Source organism: Bradyrhizobium sp. CCBAU 45394 (assembly GCF_028128655.1).
GTDB classification, from domain to species: domain Bacteria; phylum Pseudomonadota; class Alphaproteobacteria; order Rhizobiales; family Xanthobacteraceae; genus Bradyrhizobium; species Bradyrhizobium diazoefficiens.
The window spans coordinates 313204-327910 of record NZ_LBIX01000171.1; the positions used below are offsets into that span (position 1 = coordinate 313204).

Annotated in this window: 16 protein-coding genes and 1 tRNA gene; 14 read left to right on the forward strand and 3 right to left on the reverse strand. The window is 64.7% G+C overall.

The features are described 5' to 3' along the window. Positions 1-115 precede the first annotated feature (115 nt). From WN73_RS29440 to WN73_RS29470, 7 genes are all read left to right on the forward strand, one after another. On the forward strand, positions 116-1486 hold the full coding sequence (locus WN73_RS29440) for a hydrolase (RefSeq protein ID WP_028174941.1): 1371 nt from the start codon (positions 116-118) through the stop codon (positions 1484-1486). A 34-nt stretch (positions 1487-1520) separates the two neighbouring features. Next, the gene (locus WN73_RS29445) at positions 1521-2888 is read left to right on the forward strand and encodes a cytochrome P450 (RefSeq protein WP_028174940.1); all 1368 of its coding nucleotides are present in this window, start codon (positions 1521-1523) and stop codon (positions 2886-2888) included. Positions 2889-2938: 50 nt separating this feature from the next. Continuing rightward, the gene (locus tag WN73_RS29450; RefSeq protein ID WP_011083385.1) at positions 2939-4348 is read left to right on the forward strand and encodes an adenylate/guanylate cyclase domain-containing protein; all 1410 of its coding nucleotides are present in this window, start codon (positions 2939-2941) and stop codon (positions 4346-4348) included. 355 nt (positions 4349-4703) lie between these two features. Then, on the forward strand, positions 4704-5192 hold the full coding sequence (locus WN73_RS29455; RefSeq protein WP_011083384.1) for a tellurite resistance TerB family protein: 489 nt from the start codon (positions 4704-4706) through the stop codon (positions 5190-5192). Between the two features lie 227 nt (positions 5193-5419). After that, positions 5420-6199 (forward strand): SDR family NAD(P)-dependent oxidoreductase, encoded by a 780-nt coding sequence (locus tag WN73_RS29460; protein WP_011083383.1) that lies wholly within the window; start codon positions 5420-5422, stop codon positions 6197-6199. A gap of 129 nt (positions 6200-6328) precedes the next feature. After that, positions 6329-7132 carry a glutamine amidotransferase gene (locus WN73_RS29465; protein WP_011083382.1) on the forward strand — a complete coding sequence of 268 codons (804 nt, stop codon included), beginning with the start codon at positions 6329-6331 and terminating at the stop codon, positions 7130-7132. A 99-nt stretch (positions 7133-7231) separates the two neighbouring features. Continuing rightward, entirely contained in the window at positions 7232-8044 is an 813-nt protein-coding gene (locus tag WN73_RS29470) for an enoyl-CoA hydratase (protein WP_011083381.1), read from the forward strand. 108 nt (positions 8045-8152) lie between these two features. On the opposite strand, the gene WN73_RS29475 is transcribed toward WN73_RS29470, so the two are convergent. Continuing rightward, positions 8153-8228, reverse strand: a tRNA-Ala gene (locus WN73_RS29475). A 206-nt stretch (positions 8229-8434) separates the two neighbouring features. Between WN73_RS29475 and WN73_RS29480 the strand changes: the two genes are divergently transcribed. From WN73_RS29480 to WN73_RS29490, 3 genes are read left to right on the forward strand one after another with little or no spacing between them, the layout of a single operon-like run. Continuing rightward, on the forward strand, positions 8435-8725 hold the full coding sequence (locus tag WN73_RS29480; protein WP_007598721.1) for a YggT family protein: 291 nt from the start codon (positions 8435-8437) through the stop codon (positions 8723-8725). A gap of 15 nt (positions 8726-8740) precedes the next feature. After that, positions 8741-9094 (forward strand): DUF167 domain-containing protein, encoded by a 354-nt coding sequence (locus WN73_RS29485; RefSeq protein WP_028174939.1) that lies wholly within the window; start codon positions 8741-8743, stop codon positions 9092-9094. Position 9095: 1 nt separating this feature from the next. After that, positions 9096-9980, forward strand: coding sequence for a bifunctional methylenetetrahydrofolate dehydrogenase/methenyltetrahydrofolate cyclohydrolase (locus WN73_RS29490; RefSeq protein WP_011083379.1), 885 nt, complete (start codon positions 9096-9098; stop codon positions 9978-9980). A 133-nt stretch (positions 9981-10113) separates the two neighbouring features. Here the strand turns inward: WN73_RS29490 and ppa are convergent, their stop codons facing one another. Next, a complete protein-coding gene (gene ppa, locus WN73_RS29495; protein ID WP_011083378.1) occupies positions 10114-10650 on the reverse strand; it encodes an inorganic diphosphatase in 537 nt (178 codons plus the stop codon). A gap of 178 nt (positions 10651-10828) precedes the next feature. Then, positions 10829-11338, reverse strand: a complete 510-nt coding sequence (locus WN73_RS29500) for a GNAT family N-acetyltransferase (protein ID WP_008136728.1) — start codon at positions 11336-11338, stop codon at positions 10829-10831. A gap of 266 nt (positions 11339-11604) precedes the next feature. On the opposite strand from WN73_RS29500, the gene WN73_RS29505 reads away from it, so the two are divergent. Genes WN73_RS29505 through WN73_RS29520 form a run of 4 tightly spaced genes read left to right on the forward strand, consistent with a single transcriptional unit; the run spans position 11605 to position 14675 of the window. Then, entirely contained in the window at positions 11605-12483 is an 879-nt protein-coding gene (locus WN73_RS29505) for a dienelactone hydrolase family protein (protein WP_028174937.1), read from the forward strand. Then, the gene (locus tag WN73_RS29510; RefSeq protein WP_011083376.1) at positions 12480-12947 is read left to right on the forward strand and encodes a DUF2269 family protein; all 468 of its coding nucleotides are present in this window, start codon (positions 12480-12482) and stop codon (positions 12945-12947) included. The genes WN73_RS29505 and WN73_RS29510 overlap by 4 nt, the downstream gene beginning before the upstream one ends. A 7-nt stretch (positions 12948-12954) precedes the next feature. Then, positions 12955-14268, forward strand: a complete 1314-nt coding sequence (locus WN73_RS29515) for an SDR family oxidoreductase (RefSeq protein ID WP_028174936.1) — start codon at positions 12955-12957, stop codon at positions 14266-14268. Continuing rightward, positions 14268-14675 carry a thiol-disulfide oxidoreductase DCC family protein gene (locus tag WN73_RS29520; RefSeq protein ID WP_028174935.1) on the forward strand — a complete coding sequence of 136 codons (408 nt, stop codon included), beginning with the start codon at positions 14268-14270 and terminating at the stop codon, positions 14673-14675. The genes WN73_RS29515 and WN73_RS29520 overlap by 1 nt, the downstream gene beginning before the upstream one ends. Positions 14676-14707 lie beyond the last annotated feature (32 nt).

Below are 14707 nucleotides of genomic sequence, written 5' to 3' on the forward strand. Positions count from 1 at the left end.
AGAAGTGGTCCTGGCGATTCCGGCGGATTCAGTGATGCCCGCGAAAGTCCTTCGCTGTCCAGTGGTTAGGACGCTATAAGCGGTGCAAAGAGGCGGTTTTGCCGGGGAGGAACAGATGAAGCTGTCGCGACGGACGATCCTGCAAGGTGCCGGCACATTGCCTTTTGCGCTTGCGAGCGTCCGGATGGATGCTTTCGCTCAAACCGCGCCCGCGGCGCAGGGCGCCGAGGTGCCGCCGATCCTGTTCGTCCACGGCAATGGCGACTACGACGCGCTCTGGATGACCACGATGTGGCGGATGGAATCCAATGGCATCGCGCGCGATCGCATGCTGGCGATCAACTTCACCGATCCCAATGCGCGGAGCGACGACACGGTCGAGCAGGCGAACCGCTCCTCGACCGAGGACCAGCGCCGTGAGCTCGCCGCCGCCATCGCCGAGCTGAAGCGCCGTACCGGCGCACCTCGCGTGGCGCTGGTCGGCAGCTCGCGCGGCGGCTATGCGATCCGCAATGTCGTCAGGAACGGCGGTGTGGCTGACGTCAGCCACGCTGTCCTGTGCGGCACGCCCAATCACGGCGTGTTCACGAGCGACGACCAGCCCAACAACGAGTTCAACGGCCGCGGCGTTTTCCTGCGCGGGTTGAACGGGGGCGAGAGCGAGGTGACGCCGGGCACGGCTTTCCTCACCTTGCGCAGCGATGGCATGGACAAATACGCGCAAGCCGACGGCCGCTTCATCGGCAAGCCCGGCACGCCGACCGGTGTCACCGCCGAGGGGCCGGAGCTGCGGGGGGCCACCAATCTCGTGCTCGGTGCGCTCGATCATCGCGAGGTGGCGTTTCACCCGCGCGCGTTCCGCGAGATCTACAAGTTCATCGCCGGCCGCGAGCCCGCGCGCATCGCGATCGTGCCGGAACCGAGCGTCAGGCTGAGTGGCCTCGTCACGGGAACGCCGGGCGGCGTGTCCACCAATCGGCCGGTGGCGGGCGCAACCGTCGATATCTTCCGCGTCGATCCGGATACCGGTGAGCGCAACGGCAATGCCGTGCACAGCGCGAAGACCGGTGCTGACGGCCGCTGGGGGCCAGCGCAGGTCGAACCCTCCTGGCCGCTCGAATTCGTCCTCGCGTCGCCGGATGCGCCGACCACGCATATCTATCGCTCGCCCTTCCCGCGCTCGTCCGACGTCGTCCACCTGCGTGCCGCGCGCCCGCTCGGGCCGGCGGACAAGGATGCCGGCGCAGTCGTGATCATGTCACGTCCGCGCGGCTATTTCGGCCTGCCGCGGGACGTGGTTCTGCTCGACGGCAAGGAGCCGGCCGACGTCAAACCGGGCGTACCCACGGATGCGACAGCAACATTGCGGCTTCCGGCCGGCGAGATCGGGCGTAACATCGTGGCCCAGTTCGGCGAAGAACGGATCGTGGCACGCCTCTGGCCTGCCGCCGAGAACAGGATTGCGGTTGCCGAGCTGACTTACTAGCTATTTGCCTGCGTCACATCTGCGGGAGAGAGCCATGAACATCGCCAGCGTGCGGCGGCCCATCATCCCCCCGACGCCGCCGCGTGCCCCCGACGACATGTCGTTCCTCGGACGGGTCGCTGTGATCAGGCAGAACATGATCGCAACCTGGGGACAGCGCGCCTATGAGGAAGACGTTCTCGAGGGCCGCTTCTTCCTCCATAAGAGCTTCATCCTGAACCGCCCGGACGCGATCCGGCATGTCCTGCTCAGCAATTACGAGAACTACACGCGCACGCCGGCCGGCATTCGCATGCTGCGTCCCGTGCTCGGCGAAGGCCTCCTGATTGCGGAAGGTCATGCCTGGACGTTTCAGCGCCGCACGCTTGCGCCGGCCTTCACGCCGCGCGCCACCGCAAATCTCGTTCCGCACATGACGGCGGTGCTCGACGAGACCATCGCGAAGCTGGATGCGCGCAGCGGCGAGACCGTCGATCTGCGCGAGGCCATGCAGCGCATGACGCTCGAGATCGCCGGGCGCACGATGTTCTCGTTCGGCATGGACCGGCATGGCGCCACCTTGCGCAACTTCGTCGTGGAATATGGCGAGCGGCTGGGACGGCCCTATTTCCTCGACATGCTGCTGCCGGTGTCCTGGCCGAGCCCGATGGATTTTGCCCGCGCCCGTTTCCGCAAGCGCTGGACCGAATTCGTCGCGATGCTGATCGCCGAGCGGCGCGCCGCCGGGAAAAAGGACGGCGCGCCGCCGCGCGACCTGTTCGATCTCATGGACGAGGCGCGCGATCCTGAAACGGGCAAGGGCTTTTCGGACGAGCAGCTTATCGACGAAGTCGCGACCATGATTCTCGCCGGCCACGAGACCACGGCGACCGCGCTGTTCTGGGCGCTCTATCTGCTCGCGCTCGATCCTGATACGCAGGAGGAGGTGGCCTCCGAGACCCGCGGCGAACATCTCGACAGCATGGCCGACATCGATCGCCAGAAATTCACCCGCGCGGTGATCGAAGAAACCATGCGGCTCTATCCGCCCGCCTTCCTGATCGCGCGTGCCGCGCGCGAGAAGGACAATGCGGCCGGAATCGAGATCGGCAGGGGCGACATCATCATGATCGCGCCCTGGCTGCTGCACCGGCACGAAAAGCTGTGGGATCAGCCGAACGCGTTCGTTCCAAAGCGTTTCATGTCGACCGAAGCACCCGACCGTTTTGCCTATTTGCCGTTCGGCGCGGGTCCGCGCGTGTGCGTCGGCGCACCGTTTGCGCAAGCCGAATCCGTGCTGGCGCTGGCCCGGCTGATCGGTGCGTTTCGCGTCGAGCTGGTCGATACGGTTCCCGTGATCCCGCATGGCGTCGTCACGACCCAGCCGGACCGCTCACCCATGTTCCGAATCACGCGTCGGTGACAGGCGCTCGCCTGGCCGATGGCGTGATCCACCCTAGATAGAGTTACGCCATGAGCGACATCCAGGCCCAATTTTCCGTTCTGAAGCAGACCGCCGATCCGAAGGCGGTCGATGAGATTGCGCGCCTCATCGAGGACGGCGAGGATCACGAGCTCAACCGGGTCAATGTCCTCGATTTCGCCAGGCAGCATGGTGTCGACGAAGAGCGCGCGATCTCCGCCTTCCTGCATTCGGCGCGGCTCGGGCTATTCGATCTCGGCTGGAACGTGCTGTGTCCGGGCTGCGGCGGTGTGCTTGGCGCTCACGCGACGCTGAAGGCGCTCAAGCCCGACGACTATCACTGTGCGCTCTGTGCCTGCGGTTACAAGGCCTCCGTCGACGACCAGGTCGAGGTCTCCTTCACCGTGAACCCGCGCGTCCGGCGCATCGCGGCGCACGACCCGGATACGCTTCCGGTATGGGAGTATTTCAAGCAGGTGTTCTGGAGCTCCGGCGTCGACTTCAACAAGGAGTCGTTTGCGACGCTGGCCAACGAGGTCACACTGGATACGATGGAGCTGCCTGCCGGCGAGAAGGCGACCATGTCGCTGCAACTGCCGAACGACTTCATCATCATCTTCGAGCCGGTGACGCACGCCGCGCATTTCATCGACGTCCAGGGCGAGCCGACCAAGGACCGCCAGCAGCTCGCCATCATGTACAACAGGGTGCAGGCGCCGACGGGCACCACGACCATGCGGCCGGGTCCGCTGCGGCTGTCGCTGGAGAACCAGGCCGGCGTACGCGTGCTGCCGTCGGTGTTCATCGCGGCCGAGGCGCTTCATCACCTCATCGGCAAGCGCAAGCCGTTCCTCACCGCCAAGCGGATGCTGTCGAACCAGACGTTCCGCGATGTGTTCAAGGCGGACAATCTCAGTGTCGATCAGCGGCTCCAGATCACGTCCCTGACATTTCTGTTCACGGATCTGAAAGGATCGACCGCGCTCTACGAGCGGGTCGGCGATCTCGCCGCCTTCGATCTCGTGCGCGCGCATTTCCATGCGCTGCTCGAGATCATCTCCTCCGAGAAGGGCGCGGTGGTGAAGACCATCGGCGACGCCGTGATGGCGACCTTCGTCCGTCCCGAGCACGCGATCGTCGCGGGCCTGCGGATGCGTGCGGCGATGGACGTGCTCAACAAGCAGCGCGGCACCGCCGATCTCATCGTCAAGATCGGCATCCATGAAGGTCCGTGCCTCGCGGTGATGCTCAACGAGCGGCAGGATTATTTCGGCCAGACCGTCAACATCGCCGCGCGCGTGCAGAGCCTGTCGACCGCGCAGGAGATGCACATCACCGGGTCAGTGCTGGACGCGCCAGCCGTGGCGGAAGTGCTGAAGCAGCGTGAAATCAAGCCGATTCAGAAGCAGGCCGCATTGCGCGGCATCGCCGACAAGATGGTGGTGTACGAGATACCGTGAGCGCGCGGTGGCGGAGTCCGCGGGCTCCGTCATCTACGAGCGAAGCACCAAATCTCTCCAGCGTCGTCCTGGCGAAAGCCAGGACCCATACCGCGGTATCTATCGATTGCGGATGGTCGTAGTACCGTACGACAACCAGTCTTCGTCAAACTGCTCGCTGGGGTAATGGGTCCTGGCCTTCGCCAGGACGACTTAGGAGAGTCGATTTGGCCGCCCTTCAGAAATGACCGCCTTGAGATTGCCGAAACGTAATGCAGCGCGGGGAACTGACGCACGTTGCGCCGGTTGAGTTTCCCGCACATATAATGCTGGTAACGCCGCGCCCCCGCGGCGTCATCGTTTTCGGTAGGACCCCATGCTCGACGGCCTGCGTCAATTCATCGCCGACATTGTTGCTCCCCATGCCGGGGATCGCGCATTCGGCGACAGCGATTATCGGCTTGCGGCGACCGCGTTGCTGGTTCACGTGGTCTCGCTGGACGGCCAGCCGACGGCGACCGAGCAGCGCAAGCTGCACAGCCTGATCGAAAGCCATTTTGGGCTCGATCGCGGCACTGCCGATCGTTTGATCGCCGATGCGACCCAGGTCGAGGGTGAGGCGGTCGATCTCTATCACTTCACCAGCGTCATCATGCGCTCGCTCGACGAAGCGGGCCGCAAGCGCATCGTCCAGATGATGTGGGAGCTGGTCTATGCCGACGGCCAGGTCTCCGAGTTCGAGGACAACGTGGTCTGGCGCGCCTCCGACCTGCTCGGGATTTCCCAGCGCGACCGGATCGACCTGAAGCATGCCGTGGCGGACCGTGCCGGTAACCAGGTGAAGGACGGCGCCGTAGGCGGCTGATTTCGTCCAACACGGCGGATTGCCGGTTGTACAGGCTACATGACGAAACTTTAATGTAGCCCCCGGCTGCGGTTATCCCGGATTCATCCGTAAATCCCCGGGTTTTCTGGTCTCCCTGATGTCCGGTCAGGCGGCCATGCTGTCAGCGCCGCTTGCCTGTCGCGTACGGCCTATGCTCTCGTTCCGCCATTGCGGGACTAAAAACTTCAATTCAAGAGACTTCGATCGTGACTGAGCGGGTAACGTTGATCACCGGTGCCTCGGCGGGCATCGGCACGGAGCTGGCGCGGGTGTTCGCCGCGAATGGACACCGTCTGGCGCTGACGGCGCGGCGTGCGGACCGGCTCGAGGCGCTCGCGAACGAACTCGCCGCCAAGGGCGGCAAGAAGCCGATCGTAATCGCCTGCGACCTCCAGGAAGCTGATGCCGGCGAGAAGATCGCGGCCGCGCTCGCCGCCGAAGATGTCGAGCTCGACCATCTCGTCAACAATGCCGGCTTCGGCGTGTTCGGCGATGCCATCGAGTGCGATCGCGACGAGCAGGTTGGCATCGTCGACGTCAACGTCCGGGCCCTGACCGATCTGTCGCTGCGATTTGCCGATCAGCTCATCAGGAACAAGGGCGGTCTTCTCAATGTCGGCTCGGTCGCCGGCTTTCTGCCCGGCCCCGGCATGGCGGTCTATTACGCGTCCAAGGCCTATGTGATTTCTCTCACCGAGGCCTTGCGGGCGGAGCTCGCGCCGCGCGGCGTCCGCGTCACCGTACTTTGCCCGGGTCCGGTGCCTACCGAATTCCAGGCGCGCGCCGGCGTCGGATCCGGACACAATACGGCCCTTCTCAATGTTCCTGCCTCCGATGTTGCACGGGAGGCCTATCGTGGGCTGATGGCAAATAAACGGGCAGTGCTGCCGGGTCTCGGCATCAAGATTGTGCCGTTCGCGCTACGTTTCTTCCCGCGCGGCTTCATCCTGTCCGCCACCAGCCGATTCCAGCGGCAGAGACGCTGAAGAACGCTCGAAGCCTGTCGTGGCCCGGAGCTTGCTTTCCTGATCGGTGTCGTGTGTGCGCAAACTCACACGATGTTAACCATCGCTTAGCTATGCTGGCGGTCTGAACCGATAGCATTTGGAAAGGCAATGTCGTTCCGGACGGACAGGTTTGGTGGCGCGGAATTGGTGCCCTTCCCGAAGAGAAGGGCCCTTGGCGCATCTGCTGCTCGTCCCGAAGCCCGGTTGCCGGTTCTGATTGTCCTGCACCAGGAATCCTCGACGCCCGGCCGGGTCGGCAATGCGCTGCGCGCGCTCGGCCATCGTCTCGACATCCGCCGTCCCCGCTTTGGCGATCCGCTTCCGGAGACGCTCGATCAGCATGCCGGCGCCGTGGTCTTCGGCGGCCCCATGAGCGCCAACGATCCCGACGACTACATCCGCCGCGAGATCGACTGGATCGAAATTCCGCTTCGCGAACAGCGGCCGTTCCTCGGCATCTGTCTCGGTGCGCAGATGCTGGCGATGCAGCTCGGGGCCCGCGTCGCGCCGCATGCGGAGGCACTGACCCAGATCGGCTACTACCCGATCCGCCCGACGGCCGCGGGCCACGCGCTCTGTCCGGCCTGGCCGGCGCAGGTCTATCACTGGCACCGCGAGGGTTTCGAGCTGCCGGCCGGCACTGAGCTGCTGGCGGAAGGCGACGATTTTCCGGTGCAGGCGTTCCGTGCGGGCCATGCCTTCGGCGTGCAGTTTCATCCTGACGTGACCTACGCCATGATGCATCGCTGGACCACGCGCGGCTATGACGGGTTCAGCGCGCCCGGTGCGCGCGAGCGGCATCATCATTTCGCGGACCGTGCCGTGTACGATGCCGCGGAACGCGCCTGGCTCGATCACTTCATCAATGGCTGGCTGGCGCGCCGGCCGCTGCTGGCGCAAGCCGCCGAGTGATCGCGCCTTCGCGCAAGCCCTTGCCTCATCCCTGGATATGCTAGGCTCGCTGACAACGAGCGCGCGCGAACGCGTGCCGGCAGACAAAGGGAGAGCGTCATGGCCTATGAACACATTCTCTATGAGGTGCGCGACAAGGTCGCGACCATCACGCTCAATCGCCCGGACCGCATGAACGCGTGGACGCCGACAATGGAGCGCGACGTGCGCCATGCGATGGAAGCATCAAGCGCCGACGACAATGTCCGCGTCATCGTGCTCACCGGCGCGGGCCGCGCCTTCTGCGCCGGCGCCGACATGGATGCGCTGAAAGGGCTCGACCCCGATGACGTCAGGCGCGCATCGAGCCTGCCGCCCTTCGACATGAATCGCCGGCCCGACTGGCAGACGCGCTACGGCTTCTATCCGTCGATCGGCAAGCCCGTCATCGCTATGCTCAACGGCGCGACCGCGGGCATCGGCCTCGTCCACGCGCTCTATTGCGACCTGCGCTTTGCCGCCGACAACACCGTGTTCACCACCGCCTTCGCGCGGCGCGGGCTCATCGCCGAGCACGGCATCAGCTGGATGCTGCCGCGCATCGTCGGCCATGCCAATGCGATGGATCTGTTGCTCTCGGCGCGCCGTGTTTCGAGCGACGAGGCGCTGCGGATCGGGCTGGTCAACCGTCTGTGCTCGCCGGAGAAGCTCCGCGAGGAAACCTACGCCTATGCGCGCGACCTCGCCGACTTCGTCTCGCCGAGCGCGATGGCCGTGATCAAGCGCCAGCTCTACGAGGTGCCGTTCCAGACGCTGGCCGAGGCAACGATCGAGGCCAACCGGGAGATGATGGTGGCGCTCGGCGGCAGCGATTTCCGGGAGGGCGTGGCAAGCTTCATGGAAAAGCGGCCGCCGAGGTTTACGGGGAGGTAGGGGGGAGAGGTCTTCGGATGGAGCCCGCCGTCGCCCCGTGGGCTATGGCGTGGCAGCCTTCGCTACGAGCGGGCTTGCCGAGCCGAAGCAGGCGCAGCCTGCGAAGGCTGGTGGAGCCAGGCGGGATCGAACCGCCGACCTCGTCATTGCGAACGACGCGCTCTCCCAGCTGAGCTATGGCCCCGTTTGTTGGCCGCCCTGGTAAACGCGGCCGACAACCGGGCGCCATTTAAGTCCCTGCCAAGGTCAAGTCAAGGACGGGCGTAACCCGGTTTTAGCCATTCCTGCGTCCGAACTTCCCTTGTTTGGGCCGGGGGGAACCGATATCTAGCAAAAGGCGTCAATCCCGACCGCAGCCAGAGTTTTCAAAAGCCAGAGTCTTCAAAAGCCATGCGTGCCGTTCTCGACATCGTCATCATCGTGCTCGACCTCTACGTCTGGCTGCTGATCGCCTCCGCGATCCTGTCCTGGCTGATCGCTTTCAACGTGGTGAACACCCGCAACCAGTTCGTTTCGGCGGTTGCGGAGTTCCTCTACCGGATCACCGAGCCGGTGCTGGCGCCGATTCGCAATTTCCTGCCCAGCCTCGGCGGGCTCGACATCTCGCCGATCATCCTGATCCTGCTCATCATGTTCATCGAGCGGGTGATCCTGTATTACATCTACCCGAACGTCATCTAAGCAGGCAGGAGCGCCTTGGTCGCGAAAGAGGCCTTCAAGGAACCCTGGCGTTACTCGGCTGCAGGAATCAGCATCGCGCTGCGGGTGACGCCGCGCGGCGGCCGCGACGACATCGACGGGATCGAGCAGCTGGCCGATGGCCGCAGCGTGCTCAAGGTGCGGGTGCGCGCGATCGCCGATGGCGGCGAGGCCAACAAGGCCGTTTTGGTCCTGCTGGCGAAATCGCTTGGTGTCCCCAAGGCCAGCGTAAGACTCCTGTCCGGAGCGACCTCGCGGCTGAAGCAGATCGCGGTCGACGGCGATCCGGCTCGGCTCGGCGAGACCTTGCGCCAACTCGCATCCGCCAAATCGAAAGACCGAGGGAACTGACATGACGGCCAAGATCATCGATGGAAAAGTCATTGCCGCGGACCTCCGGGCGCGCGTGGCCGACGAGGTTGCCCGCGTCAAGCGCGAGCACAATCTGGTGCCGGGCCTTGCGGTGGTCCTGGTCGGCAACGACCCGGCGAGCGAGGTCTATGTCCGCTCCAAGGGCACCCAGACGCAGGCGGCCGGCATGGCCTCCTTCGAGCACAAGCTGCCGGCTGACGTCTCGCAAGCGGACTTGCTGGCCGTCGTCGCAAAGCTCAACCGCGATCCCGCCGTGCACGGTATTCTTGTCCAGCTGCCGCTGCCGAAGGGCCTCAACACCGAGGCCGTCATCAACGCCATCGATCCCGCCAAGGATGTCGACGGCCTGCATCCGAACAATGCCGGTCGTCTCGCTGGCGGTTTCGAAGCGCTGTCGCCCTGCACGCCGCTCGGCTCCATCATTTTGACCAAGAGCGTCCATCCCTCGCTCGAGGGCTTGAACGCCATCGTCATCGGCCGCTCCAACCTGGTCGGCCGGCCGCTGGTGCAATTGCTGCTGAACGAGAACGCCACGGTGACCATCGCGCATTCGCGCTCGCGCGATTTGCCGGGCCTCGTGAAGCGCGCCGATCTCGTCTACGCCGCCGTCGGCAAGCCGGAGATGGTGCGCGGCGACTGGCTGAAGCCCGGCGCGACCGTGATCGACATCGGCATCAGCCGGATTCCAAAGGAGGACGGCAAGACGCGCCTTGTCGGCGACGTCGCCTATCAGGAAGCGCTCGGCGTTGCCGGTGCCATCACGCCGGTGCCCGGCGGCGTCGGCCAGATGACGGTGGCGTGCCTGCTCGTGAACACGCTGCGCGCGGCCTGCGCAATCGCCGGGCTGCCGAAGCCGGCGGTGTAGGTAAACTCTCGTGCCCCGGACGCAGCGCAGCGCTTCTTCAGCGGGGCGCTGCTGAGCCGGGGCCCAGTGGCGGCATGGGTCCCGGCTCAGCGTCGCGTCATTTCATGCCGCGCCGCGTCCGGGACACAGAAGCTCAGCCCTTCTTCTTCTTCTCGCGCTCGATGCCCTCGAGGATCAGCTTGTGCGCGTCCTCCGGGCCGCCCCAGCGCAGGATCTTCACCCACTTGCCCTTCTCGAGATCCTTGTAGTGCTCGAAGAAGTGCTGGATCTGCTGCAGCGTGATGTCGGGCAGGTCGGAGTACGACTTCACCTTGTCGTAGCGCTGCGTCAGCTTCGACGACGGCACCGCCAGGATCTTCTCGTCGCCGCCGGCTTCGTCTTCCATGAACAGCACGCCGACCGGGCGTACGCTCATGACGGCGCCGGGGATGATGGCGCGGGTGTTGATGATCAGCACGTCGCAGGGGTCACCGTCGTCCGACAACGTGTGCGGGATGAAGCCGTAGTTACCGGGGTAACGCATCGGCGTGTACAGGAAGCGGTCGACCACCAGCGTGCCGGCCTCCTTGTCCATCTCGTATTTGATCGGTTCGCCGCCCACGGGGACTTCGATGATGACATTGACGTCCTGTGGGACGTTTTTCCCGATCGAGATAGCATCGATACGCATTCAAGGCTCCGTTGTTGCCGAGGTTAAATCGCGCCCGGCAGCGATTTTGGCGCTGTCATACGCGGGCTTGGCCCCCCAATCCATCGTGTTTTTTTGAAATAATGAATCCGGCGAACACCGGCTCAAGCGGCAACGGTATCGACGGATGGGAAACGCTGCCGGCTAGACTTTCAGCAGCTCAATTGGTCCAAGCGAAGGCAACCTTGTCGAGCGACTTCGGCCCGAATCGTTCCGAAGAACGCGCCACCATGCGGCCGCCCAGGGCCCGGTAGAACTCGGTCGCCGGATCGTTGTCCGAGAGCGCCCACACGACCATGCTCTTCAGCCCGCTCTGCATCAGGTCGCGGCGAGCGGCGGCGAACAGGCGACGGCCAAAGCCGAGGCCCTGGAATTCGGGGCGCAGATAGAGCTCGTAGATCTCGCCGTCGAAGTGCAGGCTGCGGGCACGGTTACGGCCGTAATTGGCATAGCCTGCGATCTTGTCGCCGAACACCAGTACGCTGACGCGGCTGCCCTTGCGGATCGCGCTGTCCCACCACTGCGGACCGCGGCGGTTGATCAGCTTCTCCAGCTCGGCGCCGGGAATGATGCCCTGATAGGCCGAGCGCCAGGCTTCGTCATGGGTTGACGCCACCGCAGTTGCATCTGCAGCTTTGGCCGGCCGGACCTCGATCAGGGTTGTGCTCATGGACACGATCAAACCAAGTCGCCGCGTCGGCGGCAAGACCTATCGTTAATTATCGGTTAACCTGTGGACTTTCTGCATCAGTATTTCAACTGTGTTGTACCGAAAGAGGACAAGGCGCTGCCCTGAACGGCAACGAACTGCCATGCGTCGGTGCAAAACTCGGTTGCAGCAACCAATGAATGGCGATGGCAACGCAGAAAGTCCGCCCAGGATGATTCGTTCCCGTTAGTCTGGCCTTCGTTGTCCGTGCTCGACTCCGGCAATTCATGCGGCTCTTCAACATCTTCGCGCTCCTGCCTCTGCTGGCCGTGCTGACCGCGCCGCCTCTGTGCGCCCAGGTCACGTTCGCTGCATCGGGCGAGGAAGGCGAGCCGTTTCGCCGGCAGGAGTGGCGTGTGCCGTCGCCGGATACGGACATTGCCGCGCATGCGCTGCTGTTTCGCCCGTTCGGTGCCGGTCCATTTCGACTCGCGGTCATCGCGCATGCTTCGACGCAGAATGGCTTGCGTCGTGCACAAATGCCGCAGCCGGAATACCGCGCGCTCACAGCGTTCCTCGTCGCGCGCGGCTTTGCCGTGCTGGTGCCGGAACGGCTCGGCCACGGTGCAACCGGCGGCCGCTATGTCGAAGACCAGGGCGGCTGTGACGAAGCGGATTACGCGCGCGCGGGTCGTGCGACCGCCGAAGAAATTTCGCTGGCACTGGACCATTTGCGAAAGCAGGATTTCATCCGCAAGGATGCCGCGATCGTGATCGGCCATTCCGCCGGCGGCTGGGGCGCGCTGGCGCTCGCCAATGCCGAGCCCAAGACGATCTCGGCGATCACAGTAATTGCGCCGGGGCGCGGCGGCCATGCCAATGACGAACCGAACCGGATCTGCGCGCCCCATGCGCTTCTCGCGGCCGCCGCTGAATTCGGCAAGGCGGCGCGCATTCCCGTCACATGGCTCGTTGCGAGCAATGACAGCTATTTTCCGCCGGTATTTTCGAAGTCGCTGGCAGATGCATTTCGCGGCGGTGGCGGCAAGGTCGATTTCCGCGCACTGCCCGGGGTGGGCAGCGAGGGGCACTGGATGATCGAGACCGAAGCCGGCGTCAAAGCCGCCGGCAGCGAGCTCGAGCGTGCGCTGAAGAAGAAACCATGACGTTGTATTTCCTGGTCAAATACCTGCACGTGCTCGGCGCCATCGTCATCCTCGGCACCGGAACCGGCATCGCCTTCTTCATGCTGATGGCGCATCGCACGCACGATGCAGACTTCATTGCGCGCACCGCCTCGGTGGTGGTGATTGCCGACGCGATCTTCACGCTGTCGGCCGTGATCTTGCAGCCGGTCAGCGGTGGCCTGCTGATGATGCTCTCGGCCACGTCGTTCACGGAGCGCTGGCTGCTCGCGTCGCTCGCGCTCTATGCCATCGCGGGCCTGTTCTGGATCCCTGTCGTCTTCATGCAGATCGAGATGCGCGATCTCGCGCGCAAGGCTTCCGAGCAGCGCGCCGCGCTGCCGGAGCGTTACTTCGTCCTGTTCCGCCGCTGGTTCGCGTTCGGCTTCCCCGGCTTCGGCGCGACGATGCTCATCCTCTGGCTGATGGTCGCCAAGCCGTTTTGAGGGAATGATGAACCAGCGAACCATCCTGGTGCTCGGCGCCTCCGGCCTGATCGGCCGCTTCGTCACCGACGATCTGCGCGCGCGGGGCTTTCGCGCCGTCGGCGTGGCGCGCAGCCTGTCGCCGGCGCAGAAGATGGGCGCGCTCGATATCGAGCTTCCAATCCTATCGCTCGATGCGGCCGCGCTGACGCGCCTGCTGCGCGAGCAGGCCGTGGATGTCGTCGTGAATTGCCTCGGCGTGCTCCAGGATGGGCCCGGCAGCGACACAAGCGCCGTGCACCGGGATTTCGTCGCGCGTCTGCTTCAGGCGATCGGCGACAGCGCGATCCGGCTGGTGCACATCTCGATTCCGGGAATGGCCGAAGCCGACCGCACCGCCTTCGCGACGACCAAACGCGAGGCCGAGCGATTGATCGCGGCCTCCGGCATCGCCCATGCCATCCTGCGGCCCGGCTTCGTGGTCGCGCCGTCAGCCTATGGCGGCAGCGCCATGCTGCGCGCGCTCGCCGCCTTCCCGCTCGACTTGCCGGGTGCGGAGATGGCGACGCCGTTCCAGCCCGTCGCGGTCGAGGACATCTCGGCGACCATCGCCTGGCTCGCCGCGCGTGATATCGACGATGCATCCGTGATATCAGTGTGCTGGGACCTGATGCTATCGGAGCCGGTCACCATGGCCGGAATCATCAAGCAGTTTCGGTTCGCATTCGGCACGGCCGGTTGGCCGCGCATCGCGATGCCGACCTTGATGCTCGATCTCGGCGCGAAAATCGGCGATCTCGCCAATTATCTCGGCTGGATGCCGCCGATGCGCTCCACCGCCATAGCCGAGCTGCGCCGCGGCGTGAGCGGTGATCCCTCGGCCTGGATCGCCGCCACGGGCATCGTGCCGAAAACGCTGGCTGAAGTGATCGGACGTCATCCCGCCACCATCCAGGACAAATGGTTCGCGCGGCTGTTCCTGGTCAAGGCGCTGATCTTCGCGAGCCTGGCCGCGTTCTGGGTCGTCTCCGGCTTCATCGCGCTGTTCGTCTCCTACCGCGCCGCCGCCGGCATCCTGAGCGCGCACAATTTTGCGCCTGCGCTGGTCGATCCCATCACCATCGGCACCAGCCTGATGGACATGAGCATCGGCGTGCTGATCGCGTTCCGACGTACGGCTGCGGTCGGCTTGGTCGCGGGCATTGTCGCCTCGCTCGGCTATATGCTCGGCGCGGCGATCCTGACGCCCGATCTCTGGATCGAGCCGCTCGGCGCGCTGGTCAAGACGGGGCCTGCGATCGTGCTGATGCTGGTTGCGCTGCTGATGCTGGATAATCGCTGATGCCAAAATGGCCCGACGACGATGTGATCCTGTTCGACGGCGTCTGCATCTTCTGCTCGCGCTGGGTGCGCTTCGTCGCCAAGCGCGACACGGCGAAGCGCTTTCGTTTCACGCCGATCCAGTCGGACTATGGGGCGCGTTTGGCGCGCACGTTCGGCATCGACCCTGGGGATCCCGACACCAACGCCGTGATCCACGGCGGCGAGGTGTTCATGAAGTCGGATGCAGCGCTGATGGTGCTGTCGCAGCTTCCCGATTGGGGCTGGGTACGCGCGTTGTTCGCGGTACCGAAGCCGCTGCGGGATCCCGTCTACAGCCTCATCGCGCGCAACCGCTATCGCATTTTCGGGAAGTACGAGGCGTGCTTTGTGCCGGATGCGGAGTTGCGGGCGCGGGTAATCGAGTGACTTGTCGCTGCGCTCGCAATGACGGAGTTTGC